Source organism: Leclercia sp. UBA1284 (assembly GCF_002308415.1).
Lineage (GTDB): Bacteria > Pseudomonadota > Gammaproteobacteria > Enterobacterales > Enterobacteriaceae > Enterobacter > Enterobacter pneumoniae.
Window position 1 is genome coordinate 548133 of record NZ_DBUS01000006.1, and the last position, 20183, is coordinate 568315.

The window sequence follows — 20183 nt, forward strand, 5'->3', positions numbered from 1 at the left end:
GTTTATCACACTTTTCGCAGGAATCTCCCCGTGTTAGTTACCAGCAACGTCACTATGCAGTTTGGCAGTAAGCCGCTGTTCGAAAATATTTCCGTCAAATTTGGCGGCGGCAACCGTTACGGCCTGATTGGTGCCAACGGTAGCGGCAAATCCACCTTCATGAAGATCCTCGGCAGCGATTTAGAGCCGACGCTGGGCAATGTCTCAATGGACCCCAACGAGCGCATCGGTAAGCTGCGTCAGGATCAGTTCGCCTTTGAAGAGTTCACCGTGCTCGACACCGTGATCATGGGACACGGAGAGCTGTGGGAAGTGAAGCAGGAGCGTGACCGTATCTACGCCCTGGCCGAAATGAGCGAAGAAGATGGCTACAAAGTGGCCGATCTGGAGACGCAGTATGGCGAAATGGACGGATACTCCGCCGAAGCGCGCGCGGGCGAATTGCTGCTCGGCGTGGGCATTCCGGTAGAACAGCACTACGGCCCGATGAGCGAAGTCGCGCCAGGCTGGAAACTGCGTGTGCTGCTGGCACAGGCGCTGTTCTCTAACCCTGACATTCTGCTGCTCGATGAACCGACGAACAACCTGGACATCGATACCATCCGCTGGCTGGAGCAGACGCTGAACGACCGCGACAGCACCATGATCATTATTTCGCACGACCGTCACTTCCTGAATATGGTCTGTACGCACATGGCGGATCTGGACTACGGCGAGCTGCGCGTTTACCCGGGCAACTACGACGAGTATATGACGGCCGCAACCCAGGCGCGTGAACGTCTGCTGGCGGACAACGCCAAGAAGAAAGCGCAGATTGCGGACCTGCAGTCCTTCGTTAGCCGCTTCAGCGCCAACGCCTCTAAATCGCGTCAGGCAACCTCGCGCGCTCGTCAGATCGACAAAATCAAGCTCGACGAAGTCAAAGCGTCAAGCCGTCAGAACCCGTTCATCCGCTTTGAACAGGACAAGAAACTGTTCCGTAACGCGCTGGAAGTGGAAGCCCTGGCTAAAGGCTTTGAAAACGGTCCGCTGTTTAAAAACTTTAACCTGCTGCTGGAAGTGGGCGAGAAAATTGCCATTCTGGGTGCCAACGGCGTGGGTAAATCTACCCTGTTGAAAACGCTGGTGGGCGAACTGCAGCCGGACAACGGCACCGTGAAGTGGTCCGAAAATGCGCAGATCGGTTACTACGCGCAGGATCACGAGTACGAGTTCGAAAATGACCTGACGGTCTTCGACTGGATGAGCCAGTGGAAGCAAGAAGGCGACGACGAGCAGGCGGTACGCAGCATTCTGGGGCGTCTGCTCTTTAGCCAGGACGACATCAAAAAGCCTGCCAAAGTGCTCTCCGGTGGTGAAAAAGGCCGCATGCTGTTCGGTAAGCTGATGATGGAAAAACCAAATATCCTGGTGATGGATGAACCTACCAACCACCTGGATATGGAATCTATCGAATCGTTGAACATGGCGCTGGAGATGTATCAGGGCACCCTGATCTTCGTCTCTCACGACCGCGAATTCGTCAGCTCGCTGGCGACCCGCGTGATCGAGATTACCCCAGAGCGCGTGGTGGACTTCACCGGCAACTACGAAGATTACCTGCGCAGCAAAGGTATCGACGGCTAATTTCCCGTCGTCTTCCACGCTGCAGATGCGTTGGCTGCACCTGCTCACCCCGGTCACTTATTTATGTAAGCTTCCGGGGATCCACAGGTTTGCCGCCTTCCTGCAGCGCAAAATACTCAGGGAAGGTGTCGTGCTTTTATTCCCTCTCCCTGTGGGAGAGGAGTAGGGTGAGGACATCAGACCGCACTACGACGTTACCTCTCTCTTCCCTCTCCCCGTGGGAGAGGGTTAGGGTGAAGGGCAACAAGCCGCACTACACCTCCCACTCACCCCCTTCAACACCGTTCACCCGCAGCTTGCGTGTTTCCCCTGCCGGTAACGACACCTTCAGCGCCTTCCACGCCGGGCGATAATCCCCCCGCGCATTCACCTTCAGATTAATGCTCGCCCCGTCGCAGACCATCTCCCATTCCACCCACAGCGCATTGCCCTGCTGATAACCCCAGCTCTCGCCGTCGTCCTCAAACAGCAGGCCAGACGTGGTACCCACGCCTTTTAGCGGGAACAGCTTCAGCTCGCGAGCATCGTCTTTTTCAGCATTCACGTGCGTGATGCGCTCGCTCAGCGGCAACGCGGCCCCGGCACGCACCAGCAGCGGCAGCTTCTCCAGCGGCGCGTCGCGCACAATCCACCGGCCGCCAGCAAACCACTCGTGGGTATAAAAATCGTACCAGCCGGCTTCGTTATCCGGCAGCCAGAGGCGGCGCGCACGCTGCCCGGCTTCGACCACGCTTGCCACCAGCAGGTCGCGGCCCAGCAGGAAGTCATCGCACTCTTCAAAGGTCTGCGCATCATGCTCATGATCGAGGAAAGTAGGACGCAGCATCGGTTCGTCGTCGGCATGCGCCTGCCAGAGCAGCGTATAGAGATAGGGTAGCAGGCGATAGCGCAGCTCAATTGCGCTGCGAATGGCCGGCGTCACGCCGGGATACATCCACGGCTCGTTAACGGTCTGGTCATCATTCCATGAATGGATGGTAAACCGCGGGTGCATCACGCCGTTCTGTACCCAGCGCACAAACAGCTCGGCATCCGGCTTATCGCCAGAAAAACCGCCGACGTCATGCCCGACGTTAAACAGCCCCGAGAGGCTCATCCCCAGCCCCATACGAATGTTATAGCGCAGGGTCTCCCAGTTGGTGCGGTTATCACCGCTCCAGGTCTGGACGTAGCGCTGCATCCCCGCGCAGCCGGAGCGGGAGATCAGGTACGGGCGTTTTTCCGGGGCGAAGCGCTGCTGCGCCTCCAGCGAGGCGCGCATCATCAGCAGCGGCATCACCGGGCGAATATGCTTGATGGCGATCGGCTGGCCGAAGCCATAGCAGCGCGCTTCGCCGTCCCAGACTTCATACTCGTTGTTATCGTTCCAGGTGGAGTCGATCCCCATCTCCAGCAACTGCGTGGTCACGCCTTCCTGCCACCACTGCACCGTCTGCGGGTTGGTAAAGTCGAGGTGCGAGCCTTCGTCATCCCAGAAGCTGGAACGTTCTGGCGCATTGGTTTCTGAATCACGAATGAACAGACCTCTTTCTGCCACCTCGTTATAGCGCGGGTGATCCTGTAGCAGGCACGGCTTGATGTTGGCCGCCAGTTTTAACCCGGCGTCGTGGAATGCCTGAGTCATCACCTTCGGCTGCGGCACTTTGTCATGGTTCCAGTTGAAGACGTAGCGCTTGCCGTTGATCGAGGTATAGCCGGACGAGAGCTGGAAGGAGTCGCAAGGAATCGCGTGTTCTTCGCACAGGCGAATAAAGTGCATCAGCTGATTCTGCGCGTCCGGCGCGTCGGTATAGTGCATGGTCGATCCGCTGTAACCCAGGCTCCATTTCGGACCGAACAACGTCTTCCCGGTGAGGCGCACAAAGGCTTTGGTGACATCCAGCACCCGTTTCCCGGTAAACATGTAGTAATCGATGTCACCCGCTTCTGCCTGCCAGCGGCGGTAGGCGGTGTGGTAGTTATCAATTTCGTTGCCCAGATCCAGCCAGCAGCTGCTCAGGTTGTCGTAAAACAGGCCATAGCTCACGTCATCCCGGCGGGTGAGGGTGAACGGAATGTGTTTGTACAGTGGATCGGTGCTGGCGGCGTTGTAGCCCATCGCGTCGAGGTTACGCATCTCGTAGCGTTTACCGTTGCGCTGCAGATCGCCGGCTTTCTCGCCCAGGCCGTAAAAACGCTCATCCTTGCGGCGGCTCAGGTAGTGTGCCACGCCGTCGCCGTGGGCATTCAGCAGGTAGGCGCTGGTCGGGCGGTCATTCACCAGCGGCTGCCACTCGCCCGCGTCATCGCAATAGTGCCACTCCAGCCACAGCGGCTGGTGGACCGTCACACGCAGCTGCTGGGTAGCAACCGTCAGCATGTCGCCCTGCTGCGTCAGCTGCCAGGCCGGGCAGGAGAAGCCGCTCAGATCGTCACGATGGCGTCCTTCCCAGGGCACATCTTGCGCCGGGGCGATACTCCAGGTGCGGTCCAGCGCCAGTTCGCCTTTGCGCTTAATCAGCACGCGGAACAGGTTCTCTTCCAGCACATACAGACACAGACGGTGCTGATTATCGACCAGCAGCTCAATATGGTTCGCCGACTCTGTTGCGACGGTCCAGTTTTTCAGGGTTTTCATATGCAATAGATCCACTATCAGGCGCGCTTGGCGCGACGTTCAGCAATAAATGCTACCAGGAAAACAGCGCCAATCAGGTCAAAGAAGCCCATGGCAATAAAGAGGGGGTTGAAGCCGATTTTGTCGGCGGTCACACCAATCAACAAAGAGAAGAAGAAGCTGGCGATCCATGCCGCCGAGCCGCGCATCCCGTTGACCGTCGCCATCTGGCCTTTATCAAACGACTCCACGACCAGCGCACTCAGCATGCAGGAGATGATCTGATGCCCGAAGCCGCCGATAGAGATCAGCACGATGGTGATATAGGGATCGCGGGTGATAGCCACCACGGCCAGCGAAATCATCAGAAATGCGCCGGTAACCGAGCTTGCCACCACGGAATTGACGCGGGTGCAACCGAACAGACGGGTGTAGAGGCGGGTCAGGTAGCCGCTTGCCACGCTGCCAAGGTCAGCGGCGAGGAACGGCAGCCAAGCAAACATCGCTATCTGCTTCAGGTCCATGCCGTGCTCTTTAGCGAGGTAGAGCGGCACCCAGAAGCTCAGCACAGCCCACGCCGGTTCCGCCATAAAGGCCGGGATGGCGATACCGTAGAAGCGTTTGTTCTTTGAGACGGTTTTCAGCGCAGTCAGGAAGGGCAGCTTCACCGCAGGTGGTTCGTTATCCTGCTTAATAAACGCCAGCTCATCCTTGCTCAGGTTCGGGTGCTGCTCCGGGTTGTGATAAAACGCCCACCAGAGGATCACCCACAACAGCGCCAGCACGCCGGTAAACATAAACGCCCCCTGCCAGCCAAAGGAGGCGTGGGCGAAGTAGATGATAGGCGGAGCCAGCATGGCGCCAATCGAGAAGCCTACCCCCGCCCAGCCGGCGGCCACAGGACGTTCTGATTTTGGGAACCATTCGCCGATAGTTTTGGCGTTGGCTGGCGTCGCGGCTGCTTCCGAGGCACCCATAAAAAAGCGCAGGATCGCCAGGTGCAGCCAGCTACCGGCACCCGCATGGAAGATACACATCAGCGCCCAGATACCGGCGCAGACCATAAAGCCAATCTTCAGGCCAATCACGTCAATCAGCCAGCCGCACAAAGGCTGGAAAATGGTGTACGCGATCTGGAAGGCACCCACGATCCAGGAGTATTGCTCGGTAGTGATCCCCAGGCTCTCTTTTAGCTCCGGAGCGAGAATGCCTAACGAGTTACGGGTGATGTAGTTGACGGTGACGCCCATTAAGAACAGTACCAGTACATACCAGCGCAGGTTCTTAATCACGCGACGGGTTTTGCTTGTCGCTACGGTGTTATTGATGTCCTGACTCATTTTACTCTCCACAAGACGGACGGTAGGGGACATAGGTTCAGGTGTCACACGGCGCTTTATGATGTTGATTGTTATCCGTTTACCAGTGCAAAGTTGCTATACAACTAGTATGGAAGTTGTGTGACAAGTTCACCTTAAGGGAGAAAATGAGAGGGCAATAGTGGATTTTGTGCAAAAATTCTCATTATTGACCGTAACCCTTTGGCATGATGGCCTCCAGGTCAGTTACAAACTGATAACAAGGCTATGAAAATTTTTTCATTTAGCAAATGGAGCCAGATCACAAAATGGATAAAAGGTTAAAAATCACCGAAATCGCCGCCCGCACGCAGCTCTCTATCAGCACCGTTTCACGGGTACTGGCGGGTAAAGCGAATACCAGCGAAAAAGCGCGTAACCGGGTGCTGGCGTGTGCGCGGGAGTTGGGGGTGATGGACGGTCTGGCGGCTGGGCGCCTGCTGCTGAATAGCCTTGTGGTCTTTGCGCCGCAGCGGGCGTTTGACGAGCGGTCCGATATCTTTTACTACCGGGTCATCCAGAGTGTAAGCAAAGGTCTGGCGTCGCATGATGTGCGCCTGCGTTATTGCGCCCTGGAGGAGAACGACAGCGATGCGCAGCTCTTTCTGACGCGAATGAATGAGACCGAGACCCAGGCCGCCATCCTGCTGGGTATCGACGATCCCCATATTCACGATCTGGCGGTGGACGTGGGTAAACCCTGCATGCTAATCAACTGTCGCGACCGCCATATGCGCTTGCCCGCCGTGGCACCCGACCACCGGGCAATTGGCGAACGGGCCGCTGAGTACCTGTTCGAAATGGGACACCGGGAGGTGCTAAACGTACTCTGTCTGCGGCGTTACACGATGGAGTTACGTCTGGCCGGGATACGCGATGCGTGGCAGTCTCACAACCTGACGTTCCGCGATAAACGCGATCTGCTGGTGGCGCCCAGCTTTAGTGCACGCGAAACAGAACAGCTCATCGGCGAGTGGCTCACGCAAATGCAGGGGAGGGATCTGCCCACCGCGTTTTTAGTGGGGGGGGATTTTATGGCGGCGGGCACCATCAGCGCCCTGCAAAAACAGGGGCTGCGGGTGCCGCAGGATATCTCGGTAATGAGCATTGACGGCTTCAATCTCGCCGCCATTCAGGATGTGCCGCTCACGGCGGTGCATGTTCCCCGCGATGAGCTGGGAACCGAAGCGGTGCATATGCTTCAGCAGCGGCTGATGCGCCCGGAAGCACCGGTTGGCACTTTGCTGCTCAACGGCACGCTGGCCGTGCGGGAATCTGTCCGGCGGATACGTCAGGGGAAACGACGCACCGCCGTAGAACGTGAAGGACTTTACGATAACTAAGCCATGCCCAGCGCGCGCTTGCCGTGAATATTGAGATCGTTCAGGGTAAAGCGGTCTTGCCAGTCTGTTTCGTAATCTTCGCGTGGAAAATCTCCCGGTGATGCCCCGGTCTCCAGCGCGGCCTTAACTTTCTTCGCATAGGCGAGATTCTTTTCGCACATCGGCGCGGCCGGGATGTACATGACGTTGCCCCAGCCCTGCTGATTTTCTACCGGTGCGACGGAGTGGATCACATCGCAGTGCCACCAGACGGAATCGCCCGCTTCCAGCGCCGGTATGCTGGTCAGCGCCTCGATGAGCAGCGGATGCCATTTCTCTGAGATGGGCAGCACGCGACCCGGTGCGACACCGCAGAGTTCATCTTCCGGCACGTCGTCCAGCAGCGGACGCAGCAGAATGTAGGCCATTGCTTCCGGGATGGGGACCACGTGCAGCAGCCCCTGATCCGGGATCATGTCTGACAGCGCCGTCCAGCCCTGGAAGGTGCGGAACACAGAGCACTTGGTGGTATTGTCCACGGTGTACTCCTCCACATCGGTGCGGTGCGCGGCGTTCCAGGGATCATACTGATCCACATTGCCATCAAATACGCGGGCAAAGACCTGTTGATAGGCCGGCAGCAGCCAGCGCTCCAGCGCGCCGGAGTCGGTGTGCGCGCCCAGCCCTTTAGAGGTGGTTCCCGGTGGACGGCGGCGAATGCGATCCGGATAGATGACGCTTACGTCCGGGTTAAACCACTGCTTACCGTTGCTTTCGAATGTCCATAAACGGTTCAGGAAGGACTGCACCTGCGCCATCTCTTCACTCTGGCGCGCCTGCATTTGCGCCTGAGACCAGTAGATCGGGTAGATCTCCGGGCGGGAGGCGGTGAGGGTGCCAAAGAAATTATCCCCTGGCCCTTTGTACACCTCGTCGAAGTGATTACGATCCAGATAGTCGAGCATGGCGTTATCCCATGCCAGCGCCTGCTCACGGGGGAAGTGGCCTTTAATCACTGCGCAGCCGCGGCGTTTCACTGCGGCACGCTGCGCCTCGCTAAGCGTCCCGTTCTTAACGTCGGCGAAGGGGATGACTGGCCAGACGGGATCGCCGCTCTTTTTCAACGCAGCGATCTCAGCCACGCGGTCGGCGATCTTAGCGTGCAGACGATCAAATACCGCCTGTACGTCGCCGATCTGCGCACGCAGTTCACGCTTCATCTGACGGATTGCCGCTTTGTGGTCGGCGGGCAGGGTTTCACTGGTAAAGGTTAAGCTCATCACACCCTCTCTTTCTTTCATTCGAAAGTAAAAAACATTACAAGTGATACTTTAAGTTAAAAATAAGTTAATGCAAGTTGAAAAACTTGATCGGGTGCACAGGACGAGAAGGAAGAGAAAGAGAAGGCGTTTCGCCGGCAGGGCGCCGACGAAAGGGGAATCATTGACTGAACGGTGCGCTGTTATCGAGCACGGCCTGAATCACTTTCAGGGCACCCTGATGGTTATTGTCATCGGTCTGATAACGGGAAATCGCTTTGATCGCTTCCCCCGCATTGCCCATGGCGAAGGGGTAACCGACAAACTTCAGCATCTCGGCATCGTTGCCGCTGTCGCCGATAGCGACGCAGGCCTGCGGGGAGATTGCCCAGCGCTTCAGCAGGCGGCTAATGCCGTTCGCTTTATGCAGGCCAGGGATAATTAAATCCACAAAGCCAAAACCGCTGGTTACCGGTTTCATGATGCCGTCGAGAGAGACATGCAGCGCGTCGATCAGGTTGGGGATATCAGAGTCGGGCAGGTTCAGTGAGAATTTGAACAGCACATCGTCAATCTCGTGATAATCACTGACCCGCTGGAGACGGTGGTAGTGCTTTGACATTAGCGCCACAAACGCGTCCGGGGCCTTATCGCTGACGTAAGCACTCTGCAGCCCGCAGGCCACGAAGTTCAGCTGTTGATCTTTCAGCAGTTCGCCAATCACGATTTGCGATTCATGACGGGTAAGCTCGCCGTGGAAAATCTGCTCGCCGTGATCAAAGACCAGCGCGCCGTTTTCCGCCACGAAAGAGATCTGCTCTTTGAGCTCCGGAAAGAAGGAGATGAGCTGGTAGTACTGGTTGCCGCTGGCGACAACGAACTCTATGCCACGGGCCTGAAGCTGTTCGAACTGTGCTTTGAAGCGGTCACGGTCGTACTGCTTGGCGTCATTGAGAAAAGTTCCGTCCATATCGGTGACGATAACTTTAACGGTCATAAATTGCGCTCCTGAATATTGCTGCGACCAGCAACATTCTAATAACAAGGTGACGGGGAGCACAAATTTAATTTCATTCGAAAGTCAAAAACACAACGGCAGCCGGAGCTGCCGCTTAGTGTTTTCTCCCTCTCCCCGTGGGAGAGGGCCGGGGTGAGGGCACCAGCGTGCGCAATTCCCTTCGCCCTCAGGGGAGAGAGGCCGCCGCGTTACAGCGTATGCTCCGTACGTGCAATGATATCGTCCTGGGCATCCGGCGACAGGGCGGTAAAGAACGCCGAATACCCCGCCACGCGCACCACCAGGTCGCGATACTGATCCGGATGTCTCTTCGCCTCCAGCAGCGTCTCGCGTGACACAATGTTGTACTGAATATGCCAGCCTTTGTGCACCTCGAAGAAGGTACGCAGCAGCACCATAAGCTTCTGGCGATCGCTGTCGTTATCAAGCGTGGCCGGGTTCAGCTTCTGGTTTAGCAGCACGCCGCCAAGGATCGCTTCGGTCGGTAACTTCCCGACAGAGCCAATCACCGCCGTTGGGCCGAGGTGGTCGGTACCGGAAGCCGGGCTTGCCCCCTCCGCCAGCGGCGTATGCGCCTTACGCCCGTCCGGGGTGGCCATGGTGGCAGCGCCAAAGGGCACGTTCGCTGAGATGGACGAGGTCCCGGCATAGTACTTGCCGCCTATCGGACCGCGACCATAGCGCGGATTGTGGTACTGCTTCAGTTCGTCGATATAGGTCTGGTATGCGCGCGTCAGCAGCAGATCCACGCTGTCGTCGTCATTGCCGTACTTCGGCGCGCCGTTGATCAGGCGCTGGCGCAGCTGTTCGTGCGTCAGCCCGTCGAAGTCGTCCGCCAGAGCAGCGGCAAGCTGCTGCTGCCCAATGGTACCCTGCTCGAAGACCAGTTTCTTCACCGCCGCCAGGCTGTTGCCGAGGTTCGCAATACCCACCTGCAGGCCCGAAACCCAGTCATATTTTGCGCCACCCTGCTTGATACTTTTCGCGCGCTCGATGCAGTCATCCACCAGCGCCGAGCAGAGAATATCGTGGACGTTCTCTTCCAGCATGGTGTCCACCACGTACTCAATTTCGATAGATTTACGGGTGTAGTAACGTATCTGGCGATCCCAGGCGGCCATCACCTCGTCGAAATCGGTAAAGTTGCCGGCTGAGAGCGCTTTGACCTGGGGCAGGAACACCTTACCGCTGGTGGCGTCCCGGCCGCCTTCCATTGCCGCCAGCATTACGCGGGCGAAATTAATAAAGCTCATGCCGGTACAGCGGTAGCCCCATTTGCCGCCAACGGCGGTTTCGATGCAGCCAATTGCTGCATAGTCGTAAGCATCCGCTTTTTCCACGCCGAGCTTGATGAACTCCGGAATGACGATTTCATCGTTGTTAAACGCCGGCATGCCAAAGCCGCAGCGGATCACCTGCACGCAGGCGTCGAGGAAGTCATTGCTCATGCCCGCGTGATAACGCACGCTGAGGTTTGGCTGGGTTGAGCGCAGACGGCCGCAGGATTCAAGAATCGCGTAGGAGAGTGGGTTCACCGCATCCATCGGTTCACCGTTGACCAGCTTCTGGCCGCCAATGGTCACGTTCTGATAGAGCGGACTCCCGGCCGAGGCTTTCGAGTGCGAGCCGGAGCGGATCTTGTTCACTTCCAGCAGCTTCAGCCAGCAGCTGTGCAGCAGCTCAATGGCGTGCTCGCGATCCAGACTCTGTTGCAGCTCCACGTCGCGACGGTAGAAGGGGTAGAGATACTGGTCCATGCGGGCAAACGAGACCGAATGACCGTTTGACTCAATCTGCAGGATCAACTGGATGAAATAGCAGAGTTGCAGCGCCTGCCAGAAAGTCTCTGGCGGCTGGTGCGCAATCACATCGCAGTTTTCCGCCATCGCCAGCAGTTCATCGCGGCGGCTTTCGCGGGTTTCAGTGGTGGCCATCTCACGCGCCAGGGCGGCAAAGCGTTCAATATGCAGGCTGACCGCCTCCAGCACGATATCAATTGCCTTCAGGAACTGATCGCCGTGCAGGTCGTCAAGACAGGTGAGGTTGATTCGCGAACGGCGTTCATCCACCTTATGGCGCAGACCATCCAGCCCTTTTTCCAGCAGCAGCGGGAAGTTCACCGCCAGGTGGGCATCGCCGGAGGTCATGTTACCTTCGGCCTTGATGATACCGCTCTCCAGTAACCTTTTTTGCTCATCGGTGAACATGCCGTAGCAGCGATCCTGCACTGTCTGACCACGCCACCACGGGCAGACCTCATGCAGCACGCGTTTGTTCTCATCGCTCACCGCAAAGCCTGCGCCAGGACGGTCGGCCAGGTCGTCGATCTCTTTCTCAATCCAGGCGACGGTATACTCCGGGAAGATGGGCGCGGCGCGGACTTCGCTCGCCTGGTTTCCGATAATCAGCTCATCGTGTTTGATCCAGATGGTCCGCTGCGCCAGATGGTGGGCCAGCGCCAGCGCGCGACGCACCGGGATCGGTTTGTCCATATGCTGCTGGTACATCTCGGTATAGTGCTGAGCACGCTCGGTACAGACCGGCGGCTTGACGATATGAACCAGCGCGGTTTTATGGGCTTTAATGCGATCGCTCAGAGTAGTGAGATTCAGGGTCGTCATAACGTTATCCTCGTAGGGTCGCCGTTAACCCTTTCTGGCTGGCATACTGCTGTGCAAAGGCCAGTAAATCAGGGTTATTGAGCGGTTTATCAGGGGCAGAGTAGGGTTCGCCGAGCAGGCTGTACTTATTCATGCCCAGCGTGTGATAGGGTAAAAAATGGATATCGCGAACGTTGAGTTCGTCGGCGGCAAAATTAGTAATGGCGGTCACCGAGGCCTCATCGGCGTTAAAACCCGGGATCAGCGGTACGCGGATGGTAAGGGTTTTGCCTGCGGCGGCGAGCCGTTTCAGGTTCTCCAGTACGCGCTTCGCAGAGCCGTTGGTCCACTGTTTAAAGCGTGCGCTATCGACCTGTTTCAGGTCGGCCAGGAAGAGATCGACATAGGGTAATGAGGGTTCAATATTGTGCCAGGGGACGTGCAGGCAGGTCTCCACGGCGGTGTGTATGCCTTGTTCCCGGCTGGCCTGAAACAACGCCTGCGCCAGCGCTGGGTTCATAAAAGGTTCGCCGCCGGAGAGAGTCATACCGCCGCCGCTGCGATCGTAAAAAGGCTTGTCGCGAACCACCCTGGCCATGATCTCCTCTACCGGCTGCGCTTCCCCGCAGACGGTGAGCGCCTGGGTTGGGCAGCAATCGGTCAGCGCGTTGAACGCGGCCTCATCCAGCTTTTCGCGATGAATGACCAGGCCATTTAACGCGCGTTCAATAACGTCTGGCGTCGCCTGCTGGCACAGCTCGCACGCCTCCATGCAAAGGCGCGCATCAAACAGCAGATCGCGGTGACGACGGCGGCTTTCAGGATTTTGACACCAGCGGCAGCTCAGGGAGCAGCCTTTCAGGAACACGACGGTACGGATACCGGGGCCGTCGTGGGTAGAGTAGCGCTGAATGTTGAAGATCATGATTATGCCTCTGGGTTGCGTATGAAGATTAAATGACTTTCGAATGAAAGTTATCTTGACGTGCGTCAACTCCAGGAGAGGTTTTGCCGTGCTAGGGTAAATGCAGATTCATTTTTGAGGACACTATCATGGAACTCTATCTCGACACTTCCGACGTCGCTGCCGTAAAAAGACTGGCGCGCGTCTTCCCGCTGGCGGGCGTGACCACGAACCCGAGCATCGTGGCGGCAGGAAAAACGCCGCTGGAAGTTCTGCTACCGGAACTGCACGACGCGCTGGGGGGCAAAGGGCGCTTATTTGCTCAGGTCATGGCATCACACGCGGAAGGGATGGTGGAAGAGGCCATTAAACTGCGCAGCATGATGGCGGACCTGGTAGTTAAAGTGCCGGTGACGGCAGAGGGGCTGGCGGCAATCAGGATGCTGAAAGCCGAGGGGATCCCGACGCTGGGTACCGCCGTGTACGGGGCAGCGCAGGGGATGTTATCTGCGCTGGCGGGAGCGGAATATGTCGCGCCGTATGTTAACCGCGTAGATGCGCAGGGCGGGGATGGGATCCAGACGGTGGTCGAACTTCAGCAACTGCTCACCCTGCATGCGCCGCAGGCGAAAGTGCTGGCAGCCAGTTTTAAAACGCCGCGCCAGGCGCTGGATTGCCTGCTGGCGGGCTGCGAATCGATTACCCTGCCGCTGGATGTGGCGCAGCAGTTGATTGCTTCTCCGGCGGTTGAGGCGGCGGTGGCGAAGTTCGAACAGGACTGGCAGGGGGCGTTTGGCCGCACGTCGATTTGATTCTGTTGCCGGGTGGCGCTGGCGCTTATCCGGCCTACGGTTTTCTCCCTCTCTCTGTGGGAGAGGGCCGGGGTGAGGGGATCAGGCCACAACAAGGCTTAACCTCCGCACACCTCACATCCCGGGTTACGCATCAGCTTCATTTCGCGGAACTGGCAGGTCATGGCGTCATACATCACGATTTTTCCGGCGGCAGGCGTACCGTAGTGCACCAGCACCTTGATCGCTTCCATCGCCTGCAGCGACCCGATGATACCGACCAGGGGGGCCATCACCCCCGCCTCCACGCAGGTGAGCGCGTTTTCACCGAACAGACGGCTCAGGCAGCGATAGCAGGGCTCACCCTCGGTCCAGGTGAAAACGCTGATTTGCCCTTCCATGCGAATGGCCGCGCCGGAGACCAGCGGCGTTTTGTGGGCGAAGCAGCCGGCGTTTAGCTGGTGGCGAATGGCGACGTTATCGGTGCAGTCGAGCACCAGATCGTGCCGGGCAATCAGGGCTGAGAGCGCTTCGTCATCCAGCATCGCGTCAAGGAGGGTGAACTGAACGTTGGGATTAATACGTGCCAGCGCCGCGTGGGCAGAGGCCACTTTGGGCTGGCCGAGCGTGGCGTCGCTGTGCAGCGTCTGGCGCTGCAGGTTTGAAACCGAGACAGTATCGAAGTCCAGCAGCGTCATCTGGCCAACCCCCGCCGCGGCCAGGTATTGCGCCGCCGCGCAGCCCAGGCCACCGAGTCCGACCACCAGCACGCTGGCCGCCTTCAGCGCTTCCTGACCCTCAAAGTCAAAACCGCGCAGCACAATCTGGCGGTTATAACGCATCATCTCCTGGTCGCTCAGCTCAGCCGTCATATCAGCCTCCGAACAAGTGGTTAAAGCGTTCAATCTCAACCCATTCGCCCGCCTCTACGTTGCCGCGCTCACGCTCAAGCACGATAAAGCAGTTGCCCTGGCTGAAGGAGCTAAAGATATGCGACCCCTGATGCCCGGTGGAACTCACTTCCAGCTCGCCGTTGGCGTTGTGCGCCAGGATGCCGCGCTGGAAATCGAGGCGACCAGGGGATTTCTTGAGCCGCGTTGCGGTGCGTACCCGCTGGCGAACCGGCAGAGGACTGGCATTGCTGCCGGAGAGCTTCGCCAACAGCGGGATCACCAGCTGATAGAAGGTAAGGGCGGCCGAAACCGGGTTGCCCGGCAGCCCGCAGAACCAGCTCTGTTGCAGTTTGCCGAAGGCGAAAGGTTTGCCCGGCTTGATCGCCAGCTTCCAGAAAGCAATCTCTCCCAGCTCGTCGAGTATGGTTTTGGTGTAATCCGCTTCGCCTACCGATACGCCGCCGGAGCTGATCACCACGTCTGCAACGCGGTCTGCTTCCATAAAGGTGGCGCGCAGTTTTTCCGGATCGTCCGGAATAATGCCGAGATTTATGACGTCACACCCGAGCTGCTCCAGCATCAGATGGACCGCCAGCCGGTTGGTGTCATAGATTTGACCCTCCTGCAGCGGCTGGCCCGGAAGCTGTAATTCATCTCCGGTGGAGAAGAGCGCCACGCGCACTTTGCGTACTACCGCCACCTCGGCGATACCGAGAGAGGCCAGCACCGGCAGCTCAGCCACCGTCAGCGTCGTCCCGGCGGCAAACACCGTTGCCCCGAGGGCGATATCTTCTCCGCTGCGGCGAATGTTCTGACCCGCTTTTACCGGCGCGGTAAAACGTACGCCGCTCTCCGTCTGCTCGGTCTCTTCCTGCATGACCACCGCGTCGCAGCCTTCCGGCACCGGCGCGCCGGTCATGATGCGAATACAGCTTCCTACTGGCCACTCGCCATGGAAGGGCTGCCCGGCAAAGGCTTTCCCGGCAACCGGAAGAGCGGTGCCTGCGGCCAGATCCGCCAGACGGACGGCGTAACCGTCCATCGCCGAGTTATCGAAACCCGGTACGTTCAGCGGCGAGACGATATCGGCTGCCGTTACGCGACCAAAACACTGCAACAGAGGCAGGGTTTCGGACGCCGTTAGCGGCGTCAAACGATCAAGCATCTGCGTAAGTGCCGTCTCAAGCGGCATCAGTCCGGCGGTAAAATCCATAGGTAACTCCAGCGGGATGACAACGAAAGCGCCCATTATGGCAGAAAAGTGCCGCTAACTGTATGACACCATGGGCTTAGGCTTTACATCACTGTATCGTCTTTCTATATTCAAAAATTATCTGAAGCTCCATCAACGATAATGATATTTATAAAAAAAGCCGCGAACAGGTGATGTGAAATGAGCAAGGCAGTCATCGCAATTCATGGAGGCGCCGGGGCAATTACCCGATCGCAGCTAAGTATGGAGCAGGAGAGGTGCTATATCGAGGCGCTCTCCTCTATTGTGGAAACCGGCCAGCGGATGCTGGAAGCGGGAGAAAGCGCACTGGACGTGGTAACCGAAGCCGTGCGCCTGCTGGAGGAGTGCCCGCTGTTTAACGCCGGGATCGGGTCGGTTTTTACCCGCGATGAAACCCATGAGCTGGACGCCTGCGTGATGGATGGCGTCACCCTGAAAGCGGGGGCAGTGGCCGGCGTGAGCCGTCTGCGTAATCCGGTGCTGGCCGCACGGCTGGTAATGGAGCAAAGCCCGCATGTCTTACTGGTGGGGGAAGGGGCGGAGAATTTTGCCTTTGCGCAGGGGATGGCGCCGGTTTCGCCCGAGCTCTTTTCAACGCCGGCGCGTTTCGAGCAGCTGCTGGCCGCACGCGCCGAAGGTGAAACCCGTCTCGATCACCACGGCGCCCCGCTGGATGAGTCCACCAAAATGGGTACCGTCGGCGCCGTAGCGCTGGATAAAGCCGGCAACCTGGCGGCGGCCACCTCCTCCGGAGGCATGACCAATAAACTGCCCGGTCGGGTGGGCGACAGCCCGCTGCCTGGCGCAGGGTGCTATGCCAATAACGCCAGCGTCGCCGTCTCCTGCACCGGTACGGGCGAAGTATTTATCCGCACGCTGGCGGCCTATGACATCGCGGCTTTAATGGATTACGGCGGCTTAAGCCTCGCAGAAGCCTGCGAACGGGTGGTGATGGAAAAACTGCCGGCGCTGGAGGGCAGCGGCGGGCTGATTGCGGTCGATCGTGAAGGTAACGTGGCGTTGCCGTTTAACAGCGAAGGCATGTACCGCGCCTGGGGCTACGCTGGCGATGCGCCATCGACCGGTATTTATCGTGAATAAGGGGGTATCAGGTGCCGCACAGTGATGAACTGGATCAGCAGCAGGTGCTGTCCGTTCGCAACCTGAATGTCGCGTTTCCTGAAGAGCGGCAGCTGATCCCGGCAGTTAAAAACTTCTCGTTAACGCTGAAACGCGGCGAGACGCTGGCCATTGTAGGGGAGTCGGGCTCGGGAAAATCGGTTTCCGCCCTCTCGTTAATGCGCCTGATTGAGCAGGCCGGCGGCGTGCTGACCTGCGACCAACTGCTGCTTCGCCGCCGTAATGGCCTGTTGAGCGATCTCGCCGGGCTGAGCCAGTCGCAGATGCGCGACGTGCGCGGTGCGGATATGGCCATGATTTTTCAGGAACCGATGACCTCTCTCAATCCGGTGTTCCCGGTCGGGGAACAGATTGCCGAGTCCATTCGCCTGCACCAGGGGCTGAATGGCGAGCAGGCGCTGGAAGAGGCCAGACGGATGTTAGAACAGGTGCGTATTCCGCAGGCGCAGACTATTCTCTCACGCTATCCGCATCAGCTCTCTGGCGGTATGCGCCAGCGCGTGATGATCGCGATGGCTCTCTCGTGTCGCCCGGCGGTGCTCATTGCCGACGAGCCGACCACGGCGCTGGATGTCACCATTCAGGCGCAAATTCTGCAGCTGATTAAAGTGTTGCAGCAAGAGATGGCGATGGGGGTGATCTTCATCACCCACGATATGGGCGTGGTGGCCGATATTGCCGATCGCGTGCTGGTGATGTATCAGGGCGAGGCGGTGGAGACCGGCAGCGTAGAGCAAATTTTTCATGATCCTCAGCACCCTTATACCCGTGCCCTGCTGACAGCGGTACCGCGCCTTGGGGCGATGAACGGCAGCAATCTGCCACGCCGTTTTCCGCTGATTTCCCTGAAAAACGGAGGCCAGCAGGAGGCTGAAACCGAGCAGGACACCGTGATGCCAGGGGACCCCATTCTGCAGGTGCGCGATCTGGTAACCCGCTTCCCCCTGCGCGGAGGGCTCTTCAACCGCGTCAAACGCGAAGTGCACGCGGTTGAAAACGTGAGCTTCGATCTCTGGCCTGGCGAAACCTTATCGCTGGTGGGAGAGTCCGGCAGCGGCAAATCAACCACTGGCCGGGCATTGCTGCGGCTGGTGGAGGCGCAGGAGGGGACCATCACCTTCAACGGTGAGCGAATCGATACCCTGGAAGCGAGCAGGCTGCAGCCGCTGCGCCGGGATATTCAGTATATTTTTCAGGATCCCTACGCCTCGCTCGATCCCCGCCAGACGGTGGGCTATTCGATCATGGAGCCGCTGCGGGTGCATAAGATGCTTGAGGGGGAGGCCGCGCAGCGACGGGTGGCCTGGCTGCTGGAGCGGGTGGGTCTTAAGCCCGAACATGCCTGGCGGTACCCACATGAGTTTTCAGGCGGACAGCGACAGCGAATCTGCATCGCGCGTGCGCTGGCGCTCAACCCGAAGGTGGTGATTGCCGACGAGGCGGTTTCGGCGCTGGATGTCTCTATTCGGGCGCAGATTATTAACCTGCTGCTCGACCTGCAGCGAGAGATGGGCATCGCTTTTCTCTTTATTTCGCATGACATGGCGGTCGTGGAGCGCATCAGCCACCGTGTGGCGGTGATGTATCTCGGACAGATTGTGGAGATTGGGCCGCGTCGGGCAGTGTTTGAAAATCCGCAGCACCCCTATACCCGCAAACTGATGGCGGCGGTGCCGGTGGCCGATCCGGCCCATCGTCGCCCGCAGCGGGTACTGCTGCAAGATGAGTTACCCGGCAATATTCGCAAGCGGGGAGAGTTCACCGAGCGGGTGACATTGCGCGAGGTGAGCCCCGGCCATTTTGTGGCGTTACCGCCGCAGGGTAATGCGGTTTCACGGTTATAACAGACGACAGACAGCAGGGAACAACAGGAGAATAACATGACCAGATTTGTTGCTCGCACATGGCTGTTAGCCGCGAGCGTAACGGCAGCGCTGGCTGCTGCGCCAGCCTGGGCGGCTAAAGATGTAGTGATGGCCGTGGCCTCCAATTTCACGACGCTTGATCCCTATGACGCCAACGACACCCTGTCGCAGGCGGTAGCGAAGTCGTTTTATCAGGGGTTGTTTGGCCTGGATAAAGAGATGAAGCTAAAAAACGTCCTGGCAGAGGGCTATACCGTCTCTGACGACGGGCTGGTCTACACCATCAAGCTGCGCAGCGGCGTGAAGTTTCAGGACGGCACTGATTTTAACGCTGAGGCGGTGAAGGCGAACCTCGATCGCGCCAGCGATCCGGCTAACAGCCTGAAGCGCTACAACCTGTACAAGAATATCGCCAGCACCGAGGCGGTGGATGCCACCACGGTGAAAATCACCCTTAAAGAGCCGTTCTCAGCCTTTATCAATATTCTGGCGCACCCGGCGACGGCGATGATCTCTCCGGCCGCGCTGAAGAAATATGGCAAAGAGATCGGTTTTCACCCGGTGGGTACCGGCCCGTATGAGCTGGACACCTGGAACCAGACCGATTTCGTGAAGGTGAAGAAATTCGCCGGATACTGGCAGAAAGGGCTACCGAAGCTGGACACCATTACCTGGCGTCCGGTGGTGGATAACAACACCCGTGCGGCGATGCTGCAAACCGGTGAAGCGCAGTTTGCTTTCCCGATCCCTTATGAGCAGGCGGCGATCCTCGCAAAAAACAGCAAACTGGCGCTGGTGGCCAGCCCGTCAATCATGCAGCGCTATATCAGCATGAACGTGACGCAAAAGCCGTTCGACAACCCCAAAGTGCGTGAAGCCATCAACTATGCCATCAACCGTCAGGCGCTGGTGAAAGTCGCCTTTGCCGGTTATGCCACGCCGGCAACCGGCGTGCTGCCTCCGTCGATCGCCTTTTCCCAAAGCTATCAGCCCTGGCCATACGATCCGGCAAAAGCGCGGGAGCTGCTGAAAGAGGCCGGTTATCCGAACGGCTTTAGCACCACCCTCTGGTCCTCGCATAATCACAGTACCGCGCAGAAGGTGTTGCAGTTTACTCAGCAGCAGCTGGCGCAGGTGGGCATTAAAGTCCAGGTTACCGCCATGGACGCCGGACAGCGTGCGGCAGAAGTGGAAGGTAAAGGGCAGAAAGAGAGCGGCGTGAGAATGTTCTACACCGGCTGGTCTGCTTCTACCGGCGAGGCTGACTGGGCGTTATCACCGCTGTTTGCTTCACAAAACTGGCCGCCGACCCTCTTCAATACGGCGTTTTACAGCAATCCGCAGGTGGATAAAGATCTGACCGATGCGCTGAAAACGACCAACGCAGAAGAGAAAGGCCGCCTCTACAAGGATGCGCAGGATACCATCTGGAAAGAGTCGCCGTGGGTACCGCTGGTGGTAGAGAAGCTGGTCTCGGCGCATAACAAGGCGCTGACCGGGTTCTACATCATGCCGGATACCGGGTTTAGCTTTGACGACGCCGATTTAAAATAAAGCACTCACTCCTGCGGGCGTTG

14 protein-coding genes are annotated in these 20183 nt (G+C 58.3%); 6 read left to right on the plus strand and 8 right to left on the minus strand.

Annotated features, from left to right (window positions below; genetic code table 11):
• Positions 1 to 30 precede the first annotated feature (30 nt).
• Entirely contained in the window at positions 31 to 1626 is a 1596-nt protein-coding gene (locus tag B3511_RS05840; protein WP_040076438.1) for an ABC-F family ATPase, read from the plus strand.
• A 253-nt stretch (positions 1627 to 1879) separates the two neighbouring features.
• Here B3511_RS05840 and B3511_RS05845 read toward each other — a convergent pair whose 3' ends face one another.
• On the minus strand, positions 1880 to 4243 hold the full coding sequence (locus B3511_RS05845; protein WP_286777729.1) for a glycoside hydrolase family 31 protein: 2364 nt from the start codon (positions 4241 to 4243) through the stop codon (positions 1880 to 1882).
• A gap of 17 nt (positions 4244 to 4260) precedes the next feature.
• On the minus strand, positions 4261 to 5562 hold the full coding sequence (locus tag B3511_RS05850) for an MFS transporter (RefSeq protein ID WP_046886910.1): 1302 nt from the start codon (positions 5560 to 5562) through the stop codon (positions 4261 to 4263).
• A 287-nt stretch (positions 5563 to 5849) separates the two neighbouring features.
• On the opposite strand from B3511_RS05850, the gene B3511_RS05855 reads away from it, so the two are divergent.
• Positions 5850 to 6923 carry a LacI family DNA-binding transcriptional regulator gene (locus B3511_RS05855; protein ID WP_040076435.1) on the plus strand — a complete coding sequence of 358 codons (1074 nt, stop codon included), beginning with the start codon at positions 5850 to 5852 and terminating at the stop codon, positions 6921 to 6923.
• On the opposite strand, the gene B3511_RS05860 is transcribed toward B3511_RS05855, so the two are convergent.
• The 4 genes from B3511_RS05860 to B3511_RS05875 all read right to left on the minus strand — a co-directional run bounded on the left by B3511_RS05860 (position 6920) and on the right by B3511_RS05875 (position 12704).
• Positions 6920 to 8182, minus strand: coding sequence for a DUF1479 domain-containing protein (locus B3511_RS05860; RefSeq protein WP_233801443.1), 1263 nt, complete (start codon positions 8180 to 8182; stop codon positions 6920 to 6922). The two genes, B3511_RS05855 and B3511_RS05860, sit on opposite strands and share 4 nt — an antisense overlap.
• A 160-nt stretch (positions 8183 to 8342) precedes the next feature.
• Positions 8343 to 9158: a Cof-type HAD-IIB family hydrolase gene (locus tag B3511_RS05865; protein WP_286777730.1), complete on the minus strand. Its 816-nt coding sequence runs from the start codon at positions 9156 to 9158 to the stop codon at positions 8343 to 8345.
• 209 nt (positions 9159 to 9367) lie between these two features.
• On the minus strand, positions 9368 to 11800 hold the full coding sequence (locus tag B3511_RS05870; RefSeq protein ID WP_286777731.1) for a formate C-acetyltransferase/glycerol dehydratase family glycyl radical enzyme: 2433 nt from the start codon (positions 11798 to 11800) through the stop codon (positions 9368 to 9370).
• A gap of 4 nt (positions 11801 to 11804) precedes the next feature.
• A complete protein-coding gene (locus tag B3511_RS05875) occupies positions 11805 to 12704 on the minus strand; it encodes a glycyl-radical enzyme activating protein (protein ID WP_286777732.1) in 900 nt (299 codons plus the stop codon).
• A gap of 128 nt (positions 12705 to 12832) precedes the next feature.
• On the opposite strand from B3511_RS05875, the gene fsa reads away from it, so the two are divergent.
• Positions 12833 to 13495, plus strand: a complete 663-nt coding sequence (gene fsa, locus B3511_RS05880) for a fructose-6-phosphate aldolase (RefSeq protein ID WP_286777733.1) — start codon at positions 12833 to 12835, stop codon at positions 13493 to 13495.
• A 98-nt stretch (positions 13496 to 13593) separates the two neighbouring features.
• Here fsa and moeB read toward each other — a convergent pair whose 3' ends face one another.
• Together moeB and moeA are read right to left on the minus strand one after the other, a co-directional pair.
• The gene (moeB, locus tag B3511_RS05885; RefSeq protein ID WP_286777734.1) at positions 13594 to 14346 is read right to left on the minus strand and encodes a molybdopterin-synthase adenylyltransferase MoeB; all 753 of its coding nucleotides are present in this window, start codon (positions 14344 to 14346) and stop codon (positions 13594 to 13596) included.
• Position 14347: 1 nt separating this feature from the next.
• Complete coding sequence (moeA, locus tag B3511_RS05890; protein ID WP_286777735.1) at positions 14348 to 15580, minus strand: molybdopterin molybdotransferase MoeA; 1233 nt, start codon at positions 15578 to 15580, stop codon at positions 14348 to 14350.
• Positions 15581 to 15760: 180 nt separating this feature from the next.
• Between moeA and iaaA the strand changes: the two genes are divergently transcribed.
• From iaaA to gsiB, 3 genes are read left to right on the plus strand one after another with little or no spacing between them, the layout of a single operon-like run.
• Positions 15761 to 16702, plus strand: a complete 942-nt coding sequence (iaaA, locus tag B3511_RS05895; RefSeq protein WP_286777736.1) for a beta-aspartyl-peptidase — start codon at positions 15761 to 15763, stop codon at positions 16700 to 16702.
• 11 nt (positions 16703 to 16713) lie between these two features.
• Entirely contained in the window at positions 16714 to 18585 is a 1872-nt protein-coding gene (gsiA, locus tag B3511_RS05900; RefSeq protein WP_286777737.1) for a glutathione ABC transporter ATP-binding protein GsiA, read from the plus strand.
• A gap of 36 nt (positions 18586 to 18621) precedes the next feature.
• Positions 18622 to 20160 carry a glutathione ABC transporter substrate-binding protein GsiB gene (gene gsiB, locus B3511_RS05905; protein WP_286777738.1) on the plus strand — a complete coding sequence of 513 codons (1539 nt, stop codon included), beginning with the start codon at positions 18622 to 18624 and terminating at the stop codon, positions 20158 to 20160.
• Positions 20161 to 20183 lie beyond the last annotated feature (23 nt).